Here is a 17,704-nt window from a genome sequence, read left to right on the forward strand (position 1 = left end):
CCCTGATCGTGCGGTTTGTCGGTAAACCGGCAGCCCAGCAGCGCCAAGCCGCGGCGGGTCGCAAATTCGCGCCAAACCGGGTCATCGGCCGACGGGCGCCCGTCGCCGTTGGAGCCTGGCACAAGCACGACGATGGCCCGCACGGCTTTCGCCGCCGGCGGAAGCCAGAGCTTGAATTCGGCTTTATCGTAGTTGGTCCCGGGCGCGATCACGGCCTCATAGGATGCGCCTTCGGCGCCGGGCACCTGGGCGGTTTGATGCGCCGGAGCCAGAACGGCCAGCGCCGCGACGGCGATGACGCCATTCAAGATACGGTTCGTTTTCATCGTCACCTCGCGAGCGGTTCGAGCGAAGCCAGTATAGCGCAAAAAAGAACACTTCTCCCTTTTCCGGGACATCGATGGGCGGCACGGCGCGTCCATCCGGAGCGACGGCGCCCAAAGCCGTTGACCGCAAATCCGGCCGCGTCTATACTGGGGATGACTTTTGAGGAGGGAGCATGAAAAAGTTCACCGTTCTCGGGCTTTGCCTCGTCATCATGGCCGCGCTTCTGGTTTGGAGCTGCGCTCCCGGGCCGAACGCTGCGGAAAAAACCGCCAACGCCGAAGGCAAGGTCGCCGGCTTCTGGCTGGGGATCTGGCATGGGCTTATCTCCCCAGTCACGTTCATCATCTCCCTGTTCTCGAAAACAATCCGGCTGTATGAGGTCCACAACAACGGCGCCTGGTACAACTTCGGGTTCGTCATCGGGGCCGGCCTGTTCCTGAGCGGCGGCATCCTGGGACGCAAGAAGAAAGGCAACCGCGGATAGCTGTCCGCCTTTTGTTTCTGGTATACTGGCGCGAATTCGAGCCACTGCGCTCGCAAGGAGAATCCCGATGCCCCATACGTCTATCGACCGCTTGATCGAATCCCTGGCCGGCTCCGTGTGCCTGGCGGATGAACGAATCGCCGTCAAGGACGCGAACGCCCTAGCCGCTCGCATGGACGGCCTGATCCACGAAGCCGTGTTCGGCGACGCCGAGACCAAGGCGGCGGCCCGCTGGATCATCGGCGAAGCGACCCAGGCGCTGGGCATCCGGCCCGCCTCGATCCACGATCTCTACATGGCCATGGGCCGCGGCGAAATCGATCGCTGGTTCACGGTCCCGGCCATGAACCTGCGGGTCATGGCCTACGATTCGGCCCGGGCCGTCTTCCGCGCCGCCGGGGCCATCGGGGCCGGGGCGTTCATCTTCGAGATCGCCCGCTCCGAGATGGGCTATACGGATCAACGGCCTTCGGAATATGTCGCCGCCGTCTTGGCGGCGGCTATCCGGGAAGGCCACCGCGGCCCCGTCTTCATCCAGGGCGATCATTTCCAGATCTCGGCCAAGAAGTATGCCGCGGCCCCCGGGCCCGAGGTGCAGGCGGTGCGCGATCTGATCGTCGAATCGGTCGCGGCCGGGTTCTACAACATCGATATCGACACCTCGACCCTGGTCGACCTGGACAAACCCACGCTCGACGAGCAGCAACGGCTGAACTACGAGCTGTGCGGGGACTTCGTCGGATTCATCCGAAGCCACGAGCCGGCCGGGGTGACGATCTCGATCGGCGGCGAGATCGGCGAGGTCGGGCAGAAGAACAGCACGCCCGAGGACCTGGACGCCTTCATGAAGGGCTTCGAGCACCGCAAGGGCGGACGGACGGGCATCAGCAAGATCAGCATTCAGACCGGCACCAGCCACGGCGGCGTCGTCCTCCCGGACGGCACGCTGGCCAAGGTCTCGATCGACTTCGAGACGTTGCGGACCGTCAGCGAGCGGGCCCGCCATCCTTACGGCATGGGCGGCGCCGTCCAGCACGGGGCCTCTACCCTGCCGGACGCGGCTTTCCACAAGTTCGTCGAAGCGCGGACATGCGAAGTCCATCTGGCCACGGCCTTCCAGACCCTGGTCCTGGACCACCCGGCCGTGCCCGAGAGCCTCAAGGCCGAGATCGTGGAGTGGGTCAAGGTCCACGCCGCGGACGAGCGAAAAGCCAAGGACTCGGAAGCCCAGTTCATCTACAAAGCCCGCAAGAAGGCGGTCGGCCCGTTCAAAGAGAAGTTCTGGACCCTGCCGGAGACGATTCGGACCGCCATCGGGGCGGACTTGGAGAAGACGTTTGCGTTCCTCTTCGGCCAGCTTGCCGTGGCGGGGAACAAGGACGCCGTGGCCAAGTTCGTCAAGGCGCCCGAAATCCACAAACCCCGGCCGGCTGACGGGATCAAAGCCGCGGCCAAGGAAGACGTCTCGGGCCTAGCCGACTAAAAAGAGAGGGGTCAGGTCTTAAGATATGAGTTTTCTTCTATAGTGAAAGCGCCAGAAATATTAGATATCTTAAATCTTAAGACCTGACCCCTATTTGTAAGGATTGGTCGGTTTGGGATCGTCGCCCGAACCCGGCACGCGGGCGGCCCAGAGGATTCCGCGCTTGACGATCTCGAGCGCCTGCGGCACCTTGAAGTCGGCCGCGACGTGGCCCAGCGAGGTATAGAAGATCCTCCCCTGCCCGTACAACTTCTTCCAGACGACGGGCATGACCGCGCCCTTGATCCAGGGGGCGTACTGGCCGCTGAAGGTCGTCGTGGCCAGGACCTGGACGTTCGGATCGACCAGCATGTAGTACTGCTCGGACTTCATATGGAATCCGGATAGACCCTTGGTGATCGGATCGGTTTGGTTCGTGACTTCGACGTCGTAGTCGATGACCCCGCCGGGATGCGCGGCCCAGGCGCCGCCGACCATGAACTCGTATTCGGTGTTGCTGCGGAACGAATCGGCCATGCCGCCGTGCCATCCAGCCATGCCGACGCCGCTTTTCACGGCCTCCTCCAAATTCTTCTCCTGGGCACCGGTAATCGTGGCCATGGTGAAGATCTGGATGATCAGGTTCAGCCCTTTGAGCTTGGTCCCGTCGTTATAGGCATCCAGGGTGTTGGCGATCTCAACCTCGAAGCCCTGCTCCTTGAGCCAGGGGGCAAAAATGTCAGCGCACTGTTTCGGCTCGTGGCCATCCCAGCCGCCCCAGACGATCAGGACCTTCTTGCCCGCGCCGGGGAGCGTTTGCGGCGTGAAGGGGGCTGCGGTCAGGACCGCGACGGCGAGAAAAACGATGGCCATAACAACCGATTTAATGATCTGATTTCGGGACATATCAAGCTCCTTAGGAGAGGGGTCGGGTCTCAACATTCGACATTTCGCGCTTCAACCACAAATCGCATGCCTCTCACGAATTCGAGAATATTCCGGCTCCAAGGGCGGGTCCATCATTCGAGAAATGTTGAATGTTGAGACCTGACCCCTTCAGAGACCTCTTATCCAGATATTGCGGAAGCGGACTGGGTTGCCGTGATCCTGCAGGGCGAGCGGCAGGTGATCGGCATGGGACTCATAGGGCGGCCGGGCCTTGTGCGCGGTCGGCCCCGTTAGTTCCTGATCGTTGTGGACGAGAATCCCGTTATGGAACACGGTCATCCTCGCGGGGCTCGCGAGTTTGCCGGCCTTGTCGAAGCGAGGCGCGATGAAAACGATGTCGTAGCTCTGCCATTCGCCCGGCTTGCGGCAGGCGTTGACGAGCGGCGGGTACTGGCCGTAGAGGGACGCGGTCATCCCGTCGGCATAGGTCTTGTTTTGGAAGCAATCCAAAACCTGAACCTCGTAGATCCCCATCAGGAAGACGCCGCTGTTGCCGCGGCCCTGGCTGTCCCCCACCACCTCGGCCGGCGAGGCCCACTCGACGTGAAGCTGGCAGTCGCCGAACCGGGATCGGGTCCTGATCTCGCCGGCGCCCTTAGTCACTTCCATGTACCCGTTCTCGATTTTCCACTTGGCCGGCTCGCCTTTGGCCGTCGTCCACTGCGACAAGCTCTTGCCGTCGAACAGGACGATCGCATCCGAGGGCGCGGGCGCCGAAGGGCCCGCCGGCCCCGGGTCGACGACCGGGGGCATCGGCCTCGTCTCGTCATGGACGCCCCACTTCTGAAGCTCCGCGGCGCGCGGATTGGATTGCCCCGCAAAAAGCGCGGCCAGCCCGGCCAACCCCAGAATCGGCAAAACGGCGAACACGGTTAAAATTGTCTTCTTCACCCTCTCCTCCTGGCGCACGGCCGGCACATCCGGCCTCAACTTCGGCAAATGAAACGGGGGCCGCGGCCGACCGCGCCCCCCATTGCAAACAAGCTCAGAGAGACCAGCCGGCCCGGTAAGTCTTGTGGACGAACGGGTTGGCCTCGGGCAGGTTCGGGAACTCCATTTTGATGGGATCCCACTCAAGGATCGTCTTGGTGTCCTTGAACCGCAGGGCGACGACACCCAGCAGCATGACCTCGGTCAACGCCCCCGAATAGGCCGGGATGTCCGTGGTCGATTTCTTGCCGGCCTTGATGGCGGCGACCCATTCTTCCATGATGCCGGGAGAGCGCGGGATGGTTTTATCCGGCCGCTTGTAGTCCTGCATCAGCTTCTCGGGCAGGATGCGGGGGTTGTCGCCGTAGGTCGAGCACATGATCATGCCCTTGGAGCCGACGAAAAGCACGCCGCCGCCGTCGTCGCCCATCATCCGGCCCGTCTCCAGGATCGCGGGCCGCGGCGGGGTCAGACCGCCGTCGTACCAGATCATCTTGACCGGGACCATTTTGCCCCGGGCCGGGAAGGTGTAGGAAACGATTTCGGCCAGCGGGTAGGAGTCCTTGTTGTACTTCGTCGAGCTGGCCTGAACGGTCGTCGGGTGGCCGAGCTGCAAAGCCCAGAACGGCTGGTCGATGAGATGCGCGCCCATGTCGCCCAGGGCGCCGGTGCCGTAATCCCACCAACCGCGCCAGACAAAGTGGCTGAAGGCGGGATGGTAGGGCCGCCAGGGGGCGGGGCCCAGCCAAACGTCATAGTCCAGGTTAGGCGGGACCGAGGGGATCTCCTTGGGCGCATCGACGCCCTGCGGCCAAATCGGGCGATTCGTCCAGACGTGGACTTCGGACACGTCGCCGATGGCCCCGTCGGCGATCCATTCGCAGATCAGCCGCGCCCCTTCCTTGGAGTGGCCCTGGTTGCCCATCTGCGTGACGAGATTGCGCTTTTTGGCTTCCTCGGCCAGCATCCGGGCTTCCTTGATGGTGTGGGTCAGCGGCTTCTGGATGAAGACGTGCTTGCCCATCTTCATGGCCGCCATGGCTACGATGGCGTGGTTGTGGTCGGGGGTCGATACCGTGACGGCGTCGATGTCCTTGACCTGATCCAGCATCTTGCGCCAGTCGCGAAACTTGGCCGCCTTCTCGTACATGGCCTTCCGCTCGGGCGTGTGCTGATCCGAGGTCAAGAACGCAGCCATCTTTTCGTCGTCGACGTCGCACAGGGCAACGATGTTCTCGGTGCTGGCCGCCTGCACGTCCGAGAAGCCTTTGCCTCCCACCGCGACACCGGCGATGTTCAGCTTGTCGCTCGGAGCCGTATAGCCCTTGCCGCCGATGACATGGCGCGGCACGACCATCACGCCGGCGGCCGCGGCGGCCGCCGTTCCCAGGAATTCACGGCGCGTTGTCATGAGTCTCCTCCCTCGGGGATATGAATGCGATTCCGTTCGCAGGGTTTTACTATATTGCGGAGGCCCCCCCGCGTCAACAAGGGGGGGGACGAACCCACGCGGCCTCGGTGCAGCTTGCTTTCGGCTCGCAGCCGGGCATATCATTCCCGACCGTCGGGGAATGAAGCCTATCGGCTTCGGGAGATTTAGCCATGTCCAAAAAAACGCTCGTCGTCGCCGGCTTGGCGGCCATCGCCGCCCTCACGCTCGTCACCGGATGCGGCCCGGCCGCAAAATCCGACGGGAGCCTCGAGCAGGGCTTCGCCGCGCCGCCGCCCGCCGCCCGCCCCTGGGTCTATTGGTTCTGGCTGAACGGCAACATCACCCGCCAGGGCATCACCACCGACCTCGAGGCGATGAAGCGGGCCGGCATCGGCGGGGTTCTGATCATGGAAGTGGACCAAGGCGCCCCCCGGGGCCCCATCGCCTTCGGCTGCCCCGCCTGGCGCGAGCTCTTCAGGTTCGTCTGCGCCGAGGCGGAGCGGCTCGGCCTCGAAGTCAACATGAACAACGACGCCGGCTGGTGCGGCAGCGGCGGACCGTGGATGACACCCGAGCTGTCCGCGCAGAAAGTCGTCTGGACGGAGACCGCCGTCGCCGGGCCCAAGCGCTTCGAGGGCCTCCTCCCAGCTCCCGAGAAGGTGGCAGGCTACTACCGGGACATCCGGGTGCTGGCGTTTCCCGCCCTGCCCGCCGGCACGGATCGCATCGACGGCATCCGGTACAAGATCATGGAATTGCCGACGGACTTCCATTACGGGGGCCGATCGAGTCTTCTCCCCACCCGAGCCGCCTGGCCCGAGCCGCCGGCCGGAGAGATGATCGCCCGCGACAAGATCATCGATGTGACGGATCGAATGGACGGCGCCGGGAAGCTTGTCTGGGATGCTCCCGAGGGAGCCTGGACCGTCCTACGCTTCGGCTACACACCGACGGGCAAGGAGAACGGGCCGGCCCCCGATTCGGGCCGCGGGCTCGATTGCGACAAGATGAGCAAGGAAGCCGTCGAGACCCATTTCGCGGGCTTCCTAGGCCCCTTGATCGACGCCGTCGGCGCCCGGGCCGGAAAGACCTTCGTCTCCGTGCACATCGACAGCTGGGAGACGAACACCCAGAACTGGACCAAGGATTTCGCCCAGGAGTTCCGCCGCCTTCGCGGCTATGACCCCCTACCATTCCTGCCGGTTCTGACCGGTCGCATCGTAGGCGGCCTGGCCGTCTCCGAGAGATTCCTTTGGGACTTCCGGCAGACGATCTCCGAGCTGGTGCTGGACCGCTACGCCGGCCGGATGCGGGAGCTGGCCGCCGCGCGCGGCCTGCGCCTCTCGATCGAAGCCTACACGACCTGCCCCACGGACGAGCTGGCCTACGCCGGGCGGGCGGACGAGCCGATGGGCGAGTTCTGGCCGCTCTGGTTCTGGGACGGCAAGCCGTATGGATTCGGCTTCACCTGCACCGAGATGGCCTCCTCGGCCCACGTCTACGGCAAGAATATCGTCGGGGCCGAAGCCTTCACTTCGCAGGACGAGGAGCGCTGGCGCCTTCATCCAGCGCTGATCAAGGAGATCGGGGACTGGGCCTTCTGCGAGGGGATCAACCGCTTCGTCTTCCACCGTTTCGCCATGCAGCCCTGGCCGGGCGTCCGGCCGGGCATGGCCATGGGGCCCTGGGGCTTGCATTACGAAGGGACCCAGAGCTGGTGGAACCTCTCGTCCGCCTGGCATGAGTATCTGTCCAGATGCCAATACCTTCTTCGACAAGGGCTTTTCACGGCCGACGTCTGCTACCTGACCCCGGAAGGCTCGCCCATTTCCATCGGCCTGCAGAAGCGTTTCTTCGCCCTCTCGTCGGACAATCGAGACGAGCCCCGCGACCGGACGGGCTACAACTACGACTTATGCCCGCCTGAGGCCCTCTTGACGCGAATGTCGGTCAAGGACGGCCGCCTAGTCCTGCCGGACGGGATGAGCTACCGATTATTGGTTCTGCCCCAAGTCGAAACCATGACCGTTCCCCTGCTCAAGAAGATCAAGGAACTGGTCGAGGCGGGGGCGACGGTCGTCGGTCCGAAGCCGGTGAATTCGCCCGGACTGGGCGGATACCCCGCCTGCGACACGGAGATTCGAAGCCTGGCCGATGCCCTTTGGGGCACGGGAGACGCCCCGGCCCAATTGGCCGAGCGGAAGCTGGGACGGGGGCGCGTCTTCTGGTCGGCCGACATCCAAGCCAAAGCCTCGCCTACGCCGTCCCCCCGCGAAGTCCTGGGCCCGGCCCGCTGGATCTGGTATCCCGAAGGGAACCCCGCCGTGGCCGTTCCGCCGGGCCGTCGATCCTTCCAGCGTGAATTCGCGCTTGAGGAAGGCAAGACGATCGCTTCGGCCCGCCTGATGATGCACGCCGAGGACGCTTTCACAGCTTGGATGAACGGCCGGAAAGCGGGCGAAGGATTCGGGTTCCGACGCTTCGAAAGCACCGACATCGCGCCCCTGCTGAAACCGGGGAAGAACGTCCTGCTCGTAGAGGCGACGAACGGCGGCAGTGCACCAAGCCCGGCCGGCCTCATCGGGCGAATCGCCATCCGCTACTCGGACGGGACAGGTACGGACATCGTCACAGATGGAAAGTGGCTCAGCGCGACGGCAACCCTCGCAGAAAGCCAAGGCGTCCCGAAAGCCGGGACGCGCTGGGTCCCGGCCAAGGATGTCGGTCCCCTGGGCATGGCGCCCTGGAGGGGGCTCGTCCCCACCTTCGCCGAGCCCGACATATTCGCGGAGGAAGAGATCGTCGCCGCGGTGATGAACAAGCTCGGCCTGCCGCCCGACTTCGATTTCCAGGCCGCGAGCGGCGTCCGCAGCCTGCGCTATATCCATCGGACGACACCCGAAGCCGATATCTACTTTGTGGCCAACAAGCTCCCCCAGCCGGAAAAGGCCCTGCTTGCGTTCCGGGTCAAGGGCCGACGGCCCGAGCTGTGGCATCCGGATACTGGGCGGATCGAACGGCCTGCCGTCTACGAAGAGGCGGACGGCCTCATGCGCCTGCCGGTCTGTTTCGAGCCGTCCGGTTCGGTGTTCGTCGTCTTCCCCAAGGGCGCCAAGCCGGCCAAAGAGCGGCTCCGCTCCGCGACCCTGGACGGCAAGGCGCTCTTTTCCACAGCCTGGCGCACTCCGACGGCGGCGCTCGAAGGCGGGGCTCCGAAGCTCGTCGAAAGCCCCGGGATCGAGCTGACCATAAATAAAAACGGCGGCCTCGAGATCCAGTCCGAAAAGGACGGAACGCTCGTCCTCGAACGCGCCAACGGTCGGACCGAGACGGTGGAAGTGCGTGGAGCGGCCGCGGCCATTGATTTGGCCGGCCCCTGGAACGTCCGTTTCGCCCCCGGCGGCGGCGCGCCCGATTCGGCCGTCTTCGAGACGCTCGTCTCCTGGAGTGCGCATCCGGACAAGCGAATCGCGTATTACTCCGGCGAGGCGACTTATGCGAAAACCTTCGCCTTGACCGCGGACGAGATCGGCGGCGACAAACGGCTTGCGATCGACCTGGGCGACGTCCAGGTCATGGCCGAAGTGAAGCTCAACGAGAAGAATCTGGGGATTCTCTGGAAGCCGCCCTATCGCGTCGATATTTCGGCCGCCGTGCTGCCAGGATCCAACAAGCTGGAGATCAAAGTCGCCAATCTTCTCATCAACCGGCAGATCGGCGACGAATTCCTGCCCGAGGACAGCGACCGCAACCCCGACGGCACGGTGAAGGCCTGGCCGAAATGGCTGCTCGAGGGCAAGCCCAGCCCGACCGGGAGATTCACGTTCTCGTCCTGGCGGCTTTGGGGCAAAAAAGACGCGCTTCGGCCGTCCGGCCTGATCGGCCCGGTCCGGCTGATCACGGCTACAGTGAAGACGACAAGGGAGAAATAAGATGCCGACAAGCCTGAAAATGATCGTCCGCCGCCGCGCGGTTCTGGCGGCCGCGGTCCTGATGACCGTGTTGGGGGCGGGAGGCGCCGCCCTTCGCGCCTCCGCGCCGATCCCCGCGGGCCAAGCCCGCCTAACCATTCTCTATGACAACACGACCGCCCGGGAAGGCGTCCAGTCGGACTGGGGCTTCGCCTGCCTGATCGAGGGCCTGCGCAAAACGATCCTCTTCGATACCGGGACCAAGCCCGAAATCCTTCTGGCCAATTGCAAGGCGCTCGCTATCGATCTTAATAAGGTGGACGCCATCGTTATCTCCCACCCCCACGCCGATCATATGGGAGGCCTTCTAGCGGTGCTCGAAAAGCACTCGGCCGTGACACTTTATATCCCCGCCGCGCTCGCCCTCATCTCCGAATCGGCCGCCCGATCGGCCGGTATTCCCACTCTGGCCAAGCTCGCCTTCCTCGGGACGAAAATCATCCAGGTGGACAAGCCCGTCGAGATCTGCCCGGGAGCCCGTCTGACCAGCCAGATCGTCGGCGCCAACCTGATCCCCGAGATCGGCCTGCTCCTTGAGACCAAAGCCGGGGGGATGCTCATCACGGGCTGCGCCCACCCCGGGATCGTCGATATCGTCCGTAAAGCGGCCGCTTGGCGCGGCAAGCCGATCGAGGCGGTCGTCGGCGGGTTCCATCTCATGCAAACATCCGAGGCGGACGTTAAAAAGATCATCGCGGATATGAAGGCCGCGGGTGTGGTTCGCTGCGGCGCCACCCACTGCACGGGCGCCGCGGCGATCGCCCTCTTCCGAACCGCCTTCGGGGCGGAGTTCATCCCCCTGGGCGTCGGCCGGGTGATCGAATTCTAACGGCTTCCGGGATAAACCCGCTCGATACCCCGGGCTCGGCTTCCGCCCCGGCGGTTCGACGACGGGGTTGCAGTCCTCCGCCGCGAACGTATCAATCCCGCGGAAAAGGCAGCGGCGGGCTCTTGAGCTCGACCCCATCCCAGCAGTATGTGCACATCGTGTGTTTGGGCTTGCCGATCGCCTCGACCAGGTCGTCCAGGTGCTGGTACTTCAGCGTAGTCAGGTTGAGCCGCTGGCGGATCCTCTCCTCCATGGCCGCATAGGCCGAAGTCGATGGATCGGCGTAGGGTTCGAAAGCCGCCGGCGTCTCGCCCTCGATCTCCCGGATCGCCCGGCGGGCAGCCAGGTCCATTTCCGACCGCGAGACCGAGAAGTTGAGGAACTTGCAGCCATAGACAAGCGGCGGACAGGCCGGGCGCATGTGGATCTCGCGGGCCCCGAAATCATAGAGCCGCTGGATGACATCCTTGAGCTGGGTGCCGCGGACAATGGAGTCCTCGCAGAAGAGAAAGCTCTTGCCCTGGATGAGCTCCCGGATGGGGACGAGCTTCATCCGAGCCACCAGGTCCCGGACGTCCTGATTCTGGGGCATGAAGGAACGGGCCCAGGTCGGTGTGTACTTGACGAACGGCCGCCGGAACGGCAGCTTGGCCTCGGCCGCGAAGCCGATCCCGTGTCCGACGCCGGAATCGGGGATGCCGGCCACGAAATCGACCTCGGCCGGGTGGCGCCGGGCCAGGGCGGCCCCGCAGCGATTGCGGGCCCATTCCACGTTGATCCCCTCATAGGTCGACGCGGGATAGCCGTAATAGACCCACAGAAAGGCGCAGATCTGGTTGACCGGCCCCGCCTCGCGGCGCGTCTCGGCGCCGTCCGAGGTGACGAAGACGATCTCGCCCGGCCCCAGGTCCCGGACGTATTCAAAGCCGAGGTTGGGGAAGGCGCAGGTCTCCTGGGTCGCCGCCCAGACGCCGTCCTTGCGGCCGATGATGACCGGTGTCCGGCCGTAGCGATCACGGGCGGCATAGAACCCGTCCTTGGTCAGGAGCAGGAGCGAACACGAGCCTTCGACGGCGTCCTGCAGGGCGGCGATGCCTTCCTCGAAGGTGTCCCCCTGGTCGATCAGGGCGGCAGCCAGCTCGGTGGGGTTGATCCCGCCCTGGCTCATCTCGGCGAAATGCAGGCGCCGGCTGCGAAGCGCCGTGGCGACCAGCGCATCGGCGTTTTTGATGACGCCGACCGTGACAAGAGCGTATTCGCCCAGATGCGACTTGATGAGCAAGGGCTGGTCGTCGGTGTCGCTGATGACGCCGATGCCCCGGTCGGCCCGCAAGCGCGGGATCTCGGGGTCGAACTTGGTCCTGAACTGGGCGTTCTCGATGTTATGGATGGCCCGGGCGAAGCCGTCGGGCCTGACCACGGCCACTCCGCCCCGCTTGGTGCCCAGATGCGAATGATAATCGATCCCGTAGTAGAGATCGGCGATGACATCCTGCTTGCCGATGGCCCCGAAGAAGCCTCCCATGGATCCTCCTCCTTACGCCGAAACGAATCAGTCCAGCGTCTTGATCCGCAGGGCGCGGAACTCCACCCGCGAGCCGTGGCCGCAGAATGAGATGCGGCCGCTCGCCCTCTTCAGTCCGGGATGGTCCCGGCCGTCGATCGTCTGCGGCGCGGAAGCCTTATCGATGTCGGCGTCGACGATGATCGCCCCGTTCAGCCTCACCGTGACCCGCTTGCCTTGGACCCGGATCTCCTCGCTGTTCCACTCCCCCACCGGCTTTTGGAAGCCGCGCTTCGAAGGGACCACGCCGTAGATCGACCCGTGATATTGATAGGGTTTGAGGCTTTTATAGACCTCGGCCCCGTCGTCCAGGACCTGAATCTCCATTCCGACATAGGCGGCGTCGCCCTCGGGCGGGGTGTGAATGCCGATGCCGTTGTTGGCGCCCGGCGTCAGCTTGAACTCGAACCGGAAGACGAAGTCGGAGTAATCCTTCTCGGTGTAGAGATTGCCGCCGCTCTCCGGCTTGACGGCGATGACGCCGTCCTCGACGCCATAGCCTTTGGTGTCGCCAGTCCAGCCCGCGAGGTCGCGGCCATTGAACAAGGAGACGAAGCCGGCCGCCTGCTCTTCGGCCGGAGTCTCGCCCACGGCCGGAGGCAGCTCGGGCAAGCCCGAGGCTCCGGGGACGATCCGCCGGATAAAGACGTTCTTGAAATAGAGCGGCGTCGAATGCGCTTGAAGCTCGATCTGGCCCAAGGGATAGATGGGCTTCTCGCGCTCCCAGTAGTTCTCCATGACCGTGTCGTTGACGACGAGGACGCCGTTTAGATGGACGGTCACCTTGTCCCCGATCATCCGAATGTAGAACGTGTTCCACTCGCCGATCGGCCGGTCGGCCTTGACCAGCGGGTTCTTGGGATTCTTCTGATTGTTGTAGAGCCCGCCCGAGCCCTCCGGCCACTGGGCCGGATCCCAGATCTGGACCTGGGGCGAGCCGCGCAGATAGATGCCGCTGTCGCCCTTGGACTCGATCTTCCAGTCCACGAACATCTCGAAGTCGCCGAGGTCGGCGGCCGTGCACAGGCTGTGGCCCTGGCCGTCGAAGGCCAGCGCCCCGTCGACGACCTTCCAGTGGGCCCGCATCAGGGCGTCGGCTTCGGCTTGGGCCTTGGCCAGCTCTTCGGGCGTCATCTTGGCCCGGGCGGGCGGGTCGGCCACCAAGCCCTTCCAGCCCGAGAGGTCCTTGCCGTTGAAGGAGGCTTCGAAGCCCGCCCCGAGCAGGAGATCCCAGGCATATTTCTCGGCCTGTTCGCGATCATAAGCGTTGTCGATATAGGGCAGGGCGGCGCGAAGAGCCTGCGCCGCATCGAAACCCGTCAGGCCGGGAAGGCCGGGCGCGGGCATGACGAGCCTGACAATGGCCGCGGCCGCCTTGGCCTCCACGGCCGGAACGCCAAGGAAGGAAGCGGCCTTCTTCAGCGCTTCGCCGTTGCGCAGCCCGCCGAGCCCCGCCACCAGCACGCCCTTCTCATCGTCTTGGACGGCCAGGGCGAAGGCCTTCTGCCAGAGCCCCAGCCGATCGGACGACGCTGACGGATCGCCCAAGAGGCGCGCGATCCCCTGGATCGCCAGGTAGCGCGTCTTGCGGTCCTTCGACTCGGCCAGCTTGAAGAGCTCGGGCAAGGCCGAAGCGTCGGGCCAGCTCGAAAGGACGGACAGCGCGGCAGCCTGAGCCGCGGGGACCTTGCCCTTGATCTCGGCCGCGACGGCTTGCAAGGCCCTTGTTCCCCCGATGCGGGACAGCGGACGGATGAAGTTGGCCCGCTTGCCGTCCTTGGCCTTCTTCAGCCCCGCCAGAACGGCGTCCGCCCGACGTTCGGGCTCGGTCCCACGATTGCATGCGGCCACCAGCGCGTTCTGCACAGGAACGATATCTTTGGGCGATTCGGCTTTTATAAGCAGATTGATCAAAGCCGGTATCTCGGCCGGCCCGGCGGTCTGCTCGAGCGCAGCCATGGCGGCCTCGCGAACGCCCGGATCCGGGCTCGCCGCCATTTTGAGCACGGCGGGTCCGGCGGCGATCAATTGGCGTTCGGCGAATATTTCGAGAACCGCTTTTTGAGCCGCGGGCGGAAAGGCGGCCGAGGCGGCGGCCAGATCAGCCATGACGACCGCGGTCGGCCAGCTCCGGGCGGCGTTTTTCACCGCCAAGGCCTGGTCCTCGTCGTTCGTGGCGAAAAACGGGAGAATTTCGTCGGCCGCGGCCGCGCCCCGCAGCCGGGAATAAGCCTCGATGGCCGCCAGCCGCAAGGCCTTCTCGTCGGATCCGAGCCTGGCCTTGATGAACGCTTCGGCGTCCTTGTCGCCGCGGCGGCCGAGCATGCGGACGATATCGGCTTGAGCGACGGTCGGGAGAGCCGAAGCCCGTTCGGCCCAGCTCCGGACGCTGAAATTCGGGCGCGTCTCGGCCAAGGCCAGGGCTTTGGCTCGAAAGAACGGGTCGGGGGCTCCGGCGGCAGCCAGGAGATCCGGGGACGCTTCATCCCCAATCGCGGACGCCAATCGGTCCAGGGCATTCGAACGGACCTGGCTTTCCCCGTCCCCCGTGAAGCCGGCGATGACGGCTCGGTAAATCTCAAGGCCCAGGTCGCGTCGGCCGTTATCGAACAGCCGCTCGGCATAGCGGAGATAGAGCTCGGCAGCGGCCAGGCGCTCCCGGCTGGAGAGCGTGACGGGGATCGCTTCGAGAGCCGGCTTGGCGGCGGGATCGCCGATCTCGGCCAGCGCCGCCAGGATCGCCTTCCGCTGGGCGGGATCCGCGGCTGCGATCCGGGAGAGGAGAACCGGGACAGCAGGCCGGCTTTTCAGGAAGCCGAGCGCCTGGATCAAAGGCAGCGGCGCGGGGCCCGCGGGGTTCGCCAGCGCGTCGAGAAGAGCCTTTTCGGCCTGGACTCCGCCGATCGTGGCCAAGGCCCGGGCGGAGGGGTCGACCAGGACGGGATCGGCCAGGCAGGCCGCGATCGCGGGGACCGCTTCGTCGCGTCCGGCCAGTTGGAGCTGACTAAGGATGAAGGCCTTGGCATCGGCCGACGGATGTACAGCCAGGGCTTGGACCAGCGCGGCCGAGAAGGCGGCCCGCTCGGGCTCCGCCCCGGCGCGAGCGGCATAAACCGCGGCTCCGTGCAGAGCATAACGGGCCAGGCTGTCGTCGTCCACACCGATAGAGGAGAGACGGCGGCAGGCCTCGAGCAAGCCGGGCTCGCCGAGCGCCAACAGTTCGGCCGAGGCCTTGTCCCGGACGGCTCCCGAAGGCGATGGGAACTTGGCCAGGACGGCCGTCACCCGGGCGGTCAAGCCGGTGTCCTGCGCTTTGACAACCGGTACGAACGCGGCGGACAGGGCCGCGATCAGGATGCCGGAAAAGAGAACGCGGAGCGTTTTGCGGAAGATAAGATTCGGACTTGTCATGGCATCCTCACAAGGTCCACGGCGCCCGCATGGGCTCGTGGATAAGCCGGTTGGCTTCCTCGTCGTCGACGAAAGCCTGGCGGTCGGGGTCGAACCGCAGGGGCCGGTTCAGCCGGACCGCCATCTTGGCCAGGTTGACCAGGGTGCAGGACCGGTGCGCGTTCGTCTCGTTGAGGGCGAAGGTCCGCCGCTCGCGCACCGCGCGGGCGAAGTCCGTGGCCTGCGCAGCGGGATCAGGCAAGGCGTCGATCTTCTCCCTCAGGCCCGCCACATCCGACCGGAATCCGCGGTAAAGCTTGCCCTCGGGCCCCTCGATGAACGGGGCCTGGACGTCCCTATTTTCACCGTCCAGGATGATTTCGCAGCCGTCGGCGTAGCGCAGCCGAACGCGGCGCCATTGGCCGCAGGCGTCGGGATGCTGCTGGGGCGCGTCGGCCTCGATCTCAGTCGGGCTCGTGCCGTCCTTCTCCAGGAGGTACTGGACCGGGTCGAGGTAGTGCATGCCCATATCGCCCAGGCCGCCGCCGTCATAGTCCCAATAGCCGCGGAAGGTCTGGTGGACGCGATGGGGATGGTACGGCTTCACGGGCGCCGGCCCGAGCCAGAAATCGTAGTCCAGCTCCTTGGGGACGGGCTGGGGAGGGAGCCAGGTCCGGCCGCTCCAGTAGAACTTCCAGTCGAACCCGGTGATGCCGCTGACCGTGACCTTGAGCGGCCAGCCCAGGAGCCGGTTCTCGACGACCTTCTTGATCGGCTGGACCGTGGTGCCGAAGCCGTAGAACCCGCCCTCGAATCGGAACCAGGTGTTGATCCGGAAGATGCGGCCGTTGCGGCGCACCGCAGCGACGACCTTCTGCCCCTCCCCGATCGTCCGGGTCATAGGCTTCTCGCACCAGACGTCCTTGCCGGCCTCGGCGGCCAGGACGGACATCAGGCCGTGCCAATGCGGCGGGGTGGCGATGTGGATGACGTCGATATCGGGACGGGCCAGCACCTCGCGAAAATCCCGGTAGCCGGCGACACCCGGTCCGCCCGCGTCGAGGGCGGTCTTGAGATGGTTCTCGTCCACGTCGCAGACGGCCAGCAGGCGGGCCCCCGCGTAGCGAAGGTGGCCCAAGCCCATGCCGCCGACGCCGATGACGGCCTTGGTCAGCTCGTCGCTGGGGGCGAGATAGCCCGCGCCGCCAAGGACGCGGCGGGGGATGATGGTGAAGGCGGCGGCGAGGGCGGCGCTTTTCTTGAGAAAATCGCGGCGGGGCAAACGGGAAGCAGCGGTCATGGCGCTCTCCTGACCGTCATCGGCCGTCGGGCCGATGGCGAAGCGCCCTTATCTTACTGTTTCACTCGGCGGCGGATCAATCCGGATTTTCGGGGCCCCGAGCCGGGCCCGGCCGTCAGGCCGTGGGCAGGTTGTAGACGGCGGGATCGAAGCATGAGCCGGCCGGCCAGACCCGGGCCAAAAGCTCTTTGTCCATCATATAGAGACCGTCCTTGCTGGCGCCGACCCTCTCCAACTGAATGGCGATGCCGGAGGTGTTCTTCTCCTCCTCAATCTGTTCATTGACGAACCAGTTGAGCATCGGCTCGGCCGAAAAGTCGCTTTCCTCGCGGACGACCTTGAGGATGGCGTGGATCTTCGAGGTGATGAACTGCTCGTGGGCGTAGGCGTCCTTCCAGGCTTCCAGGGGCGAGGCCCAGGTCTTCTTGAGCTGCTTCATATCCAGCAGCTCGACCTGGCCGCCGCGGTCGATGATGTGGTCGAAGAACTTCATGGCATGGATGGTCTCTTCGTGGGCCTGGACGCGCATCCAGTGAGCCATGCCGTCGAGGTTCTGCTCGTGGAAGTAGGCGACCATGGACAGGTAGATGTACTGCGACTCGAGCTCGTTCTTGATCTGCTCGTTCATGATGTCGCGGACGCGGGCGTTGATCATCGGTTCCTCCGTCTTTCAGTTTGTAATGATTACAGATTGATTCTACGCCGGCCCAAAGCGGCTGTCAACTCTTTATCAGCCCGGCGAAACCGACAAAGGAGGAATGGTCTTGAAAAATCGCCGGGGCGTTTGACTCTCGACTCTATTTCCCGAGCGCGTATTTAATCCCCACCGAAACCGAGAATCCCGTCAGGTCGACAATCCCTTTGCGGACAAGCACCGCGTCGCTCGGACCAGTTCGGCTAAAATTTAAATTCGAATAGCGAGCGCCATTCTCCATGTACTCGTAATAGTAGAAATATCGATCAGACCCGCTGGCCTGGCTTGTCCTACCGCCGGAAGTTGCGATTTCCGTCCAATCGCCTTTGAAATCCGAGGCTCGGGCATAGCGGCCGATCACATCCACCGACAG

At 64.8% G+C, this 17,704-nt stretch carries 13 protein-coding genes; 4 read left to right on the top strand and 9 right to left on the bottom strand.

Going from position 1 to position 17,704, the window contains the following annotated elements; all coding sequences use genetic code 11:
- On the bottom strand, positions 1–326 hold a 326-nt coding region (locus NTZ26_05105), incomplete at its 3' end, for a hypothetical protein (protein MCX6559874.1).
- Positions 327–499: 173 nt separating this feature from the next.
- On the opposite strand from NTZ26_05105, the gene NTZ26_05110 reads away from it, so the two are divergent.
- Positions 500–811, top strand: coding sequence for a hypothetical protein (locus tag NTZ26_05110; protein MCX6559875.1), 312 nt, complete (start codon positions 500–502; stop codon positions 809–811).
- A gap of 67 nt (positions 812–878) precedes the next feature.
- Complete coding sequence (locus NTZ26_05115) at positions 879–2,294, top strand: class II fructose-bisphosphate aldolase (GenBank protein MCX6559876.1); 1,416 nt, start codon at positions 879–881, stop codon at positions 2,292–2,294.
- A 90-nt stretch (positions 2,295–2,384) separates the two neighbouring features.
- Here the strand turns inward: NTZ26_05115 and NTZ26_05120 are convergent, their stop codons facing one another.
- From NTZ26_05120 to NTZ26_05130, 3 genes are all read right to left on the bottom strand, one after another.
- Positions 2,385–3,179, bottom strand: coding sequence for a ThuA domain-containing protein (locus tag NTZ26_05120; GenBank protein MCX6559877.1), 795 nt, complete (start codon positions 3,177–3,179; stop codon positions 2,385–2,387).
- A gap of 150 nt (positions 3,180–3,329) precedes the next feature.
- Positions 3,330–4,112 (bottom strand): DUF1080 domain-containing protein, encoded by a 783-nt coding sequence (locus NTZ26_05125; protein MCX6559878.1) that lies wholly within the window; start codon positions 4,110–4,112, stop codon positions 3,330–3,332.
- Between the two features lie 94 nt (positions 4,113–4,206).
- Positions 4,207–5,562, bottom strand: coding sequence for a Gfo/Idh/MocA family oxidoreductase (locus tag NTZ26_05130; protein MCX6559879.1), 1,356 nt, complete (start codon positions 5,560–5,562; stop codon positions 4,207–4,209).
- A 191-nt stretch (positions 5,563–5,753) separates the two neighbouring features.
- Here NTZ26_05130 and NTZ26_05135 point away from each other — a divergent pair, with 191 nt between their 5' ends.
- Both NTZ26_05135 and NTZ26_05140 read left to right on the top strand, forming a co-directional pair.
- Entirely contained in the window at positions 5,754–9,515 is a 3,762-nt protein-coding gene (locus NTZ26_05135; protein MCX6559880.1) for a glycosyl hydrolase, read from the top strand.
- A 1-nt stretch (position 9,516) separates the two neighbouring features.
- On the top strand, positions 9,517–10,383 hold the full coding sequence (locus NTZ26_05140; GenBank protein ID MCX6559881.1) for an MBL fold metallo-hydrolase: 867 nt from the start codon (positions 9,517–9,519) through the stop codon (positions 10,381–10,383).
- Positions 10,384–10,474: 91 nt separating this feature from the next.
- Here NTZ26_05140 and NTZ26_05145 read toward each other — a convergent pair whose 3' ends face one another.
- The 5 genes from NTZ26_05145 to NTZ26_05165 form a co-directional block, all read right to left on the bottom strand.
- Complete coding sequence (locus NTZ26_05145; GenBank protein MCX6559882.1) at positions 10,475–11,908, bottom strand: amidophosphoribosyltransferase; 1,434 nt, start codon at positions 11,906–11,908, stop codon at positions 10,475–10,477.
- 27 nt (positions 11,909–11,935) lie between these two features.
- Positions 11,936–15,358 (bottom strand): DUF1080 domain-containing protein, encoded by a 3,423-nt coding sequence (locus tag NTZ26_05150; protein ID MCX6559883.1) that lies wholly within the window; start codon positions 15,356–15,358, stop codon positions 11,936–11,938.
- A gap of 7 nt (positions 15,359–15,365) precedes the next feature.
- The gene (locus tag NTZ26_05155; protein ID MCX6559884.1) at positions 15,366–16,637 is read right to left on the bottom strand and encodes a Gfo/Idh/MocA family oxidoreductase; all 1,272 of its coding nucleotides are present in this window, start codon (positions 16,635–16,637) and stop codon (positions 15,366–15,368) included.
- Between the two features lie 115 nt (positions 16,638–16,752).
- Positions 16,753–17,292: a ferritin gene (locus tag NTZ26_05160; GenBank protein ID MCX6559885.1), complete on the bottom strand. Its 540-nt coding sequence runs from the start codon at positions 17,290–17,292 to the stop codon at positions 16,753–16,755.
- Between the two features lie 142 nt (positions 17,293–17,434).
- A partial coding sequence (locus tag NTZ26_05165) for a hypothetical protein (GenBank protein MCX6559886.1) occupies positions 17,435–17,704 on the bottom strand: 270 nt, incomplete at its 5' end.

It is taken from the genome of Candidatus Aminicenantes bacterium, assembly GCA_026393855.1.
Lineage (GTDB): Bacteria > Acidobacteriota > Aminicenantia > Aminicenantales > UBA4085 > UBA4085.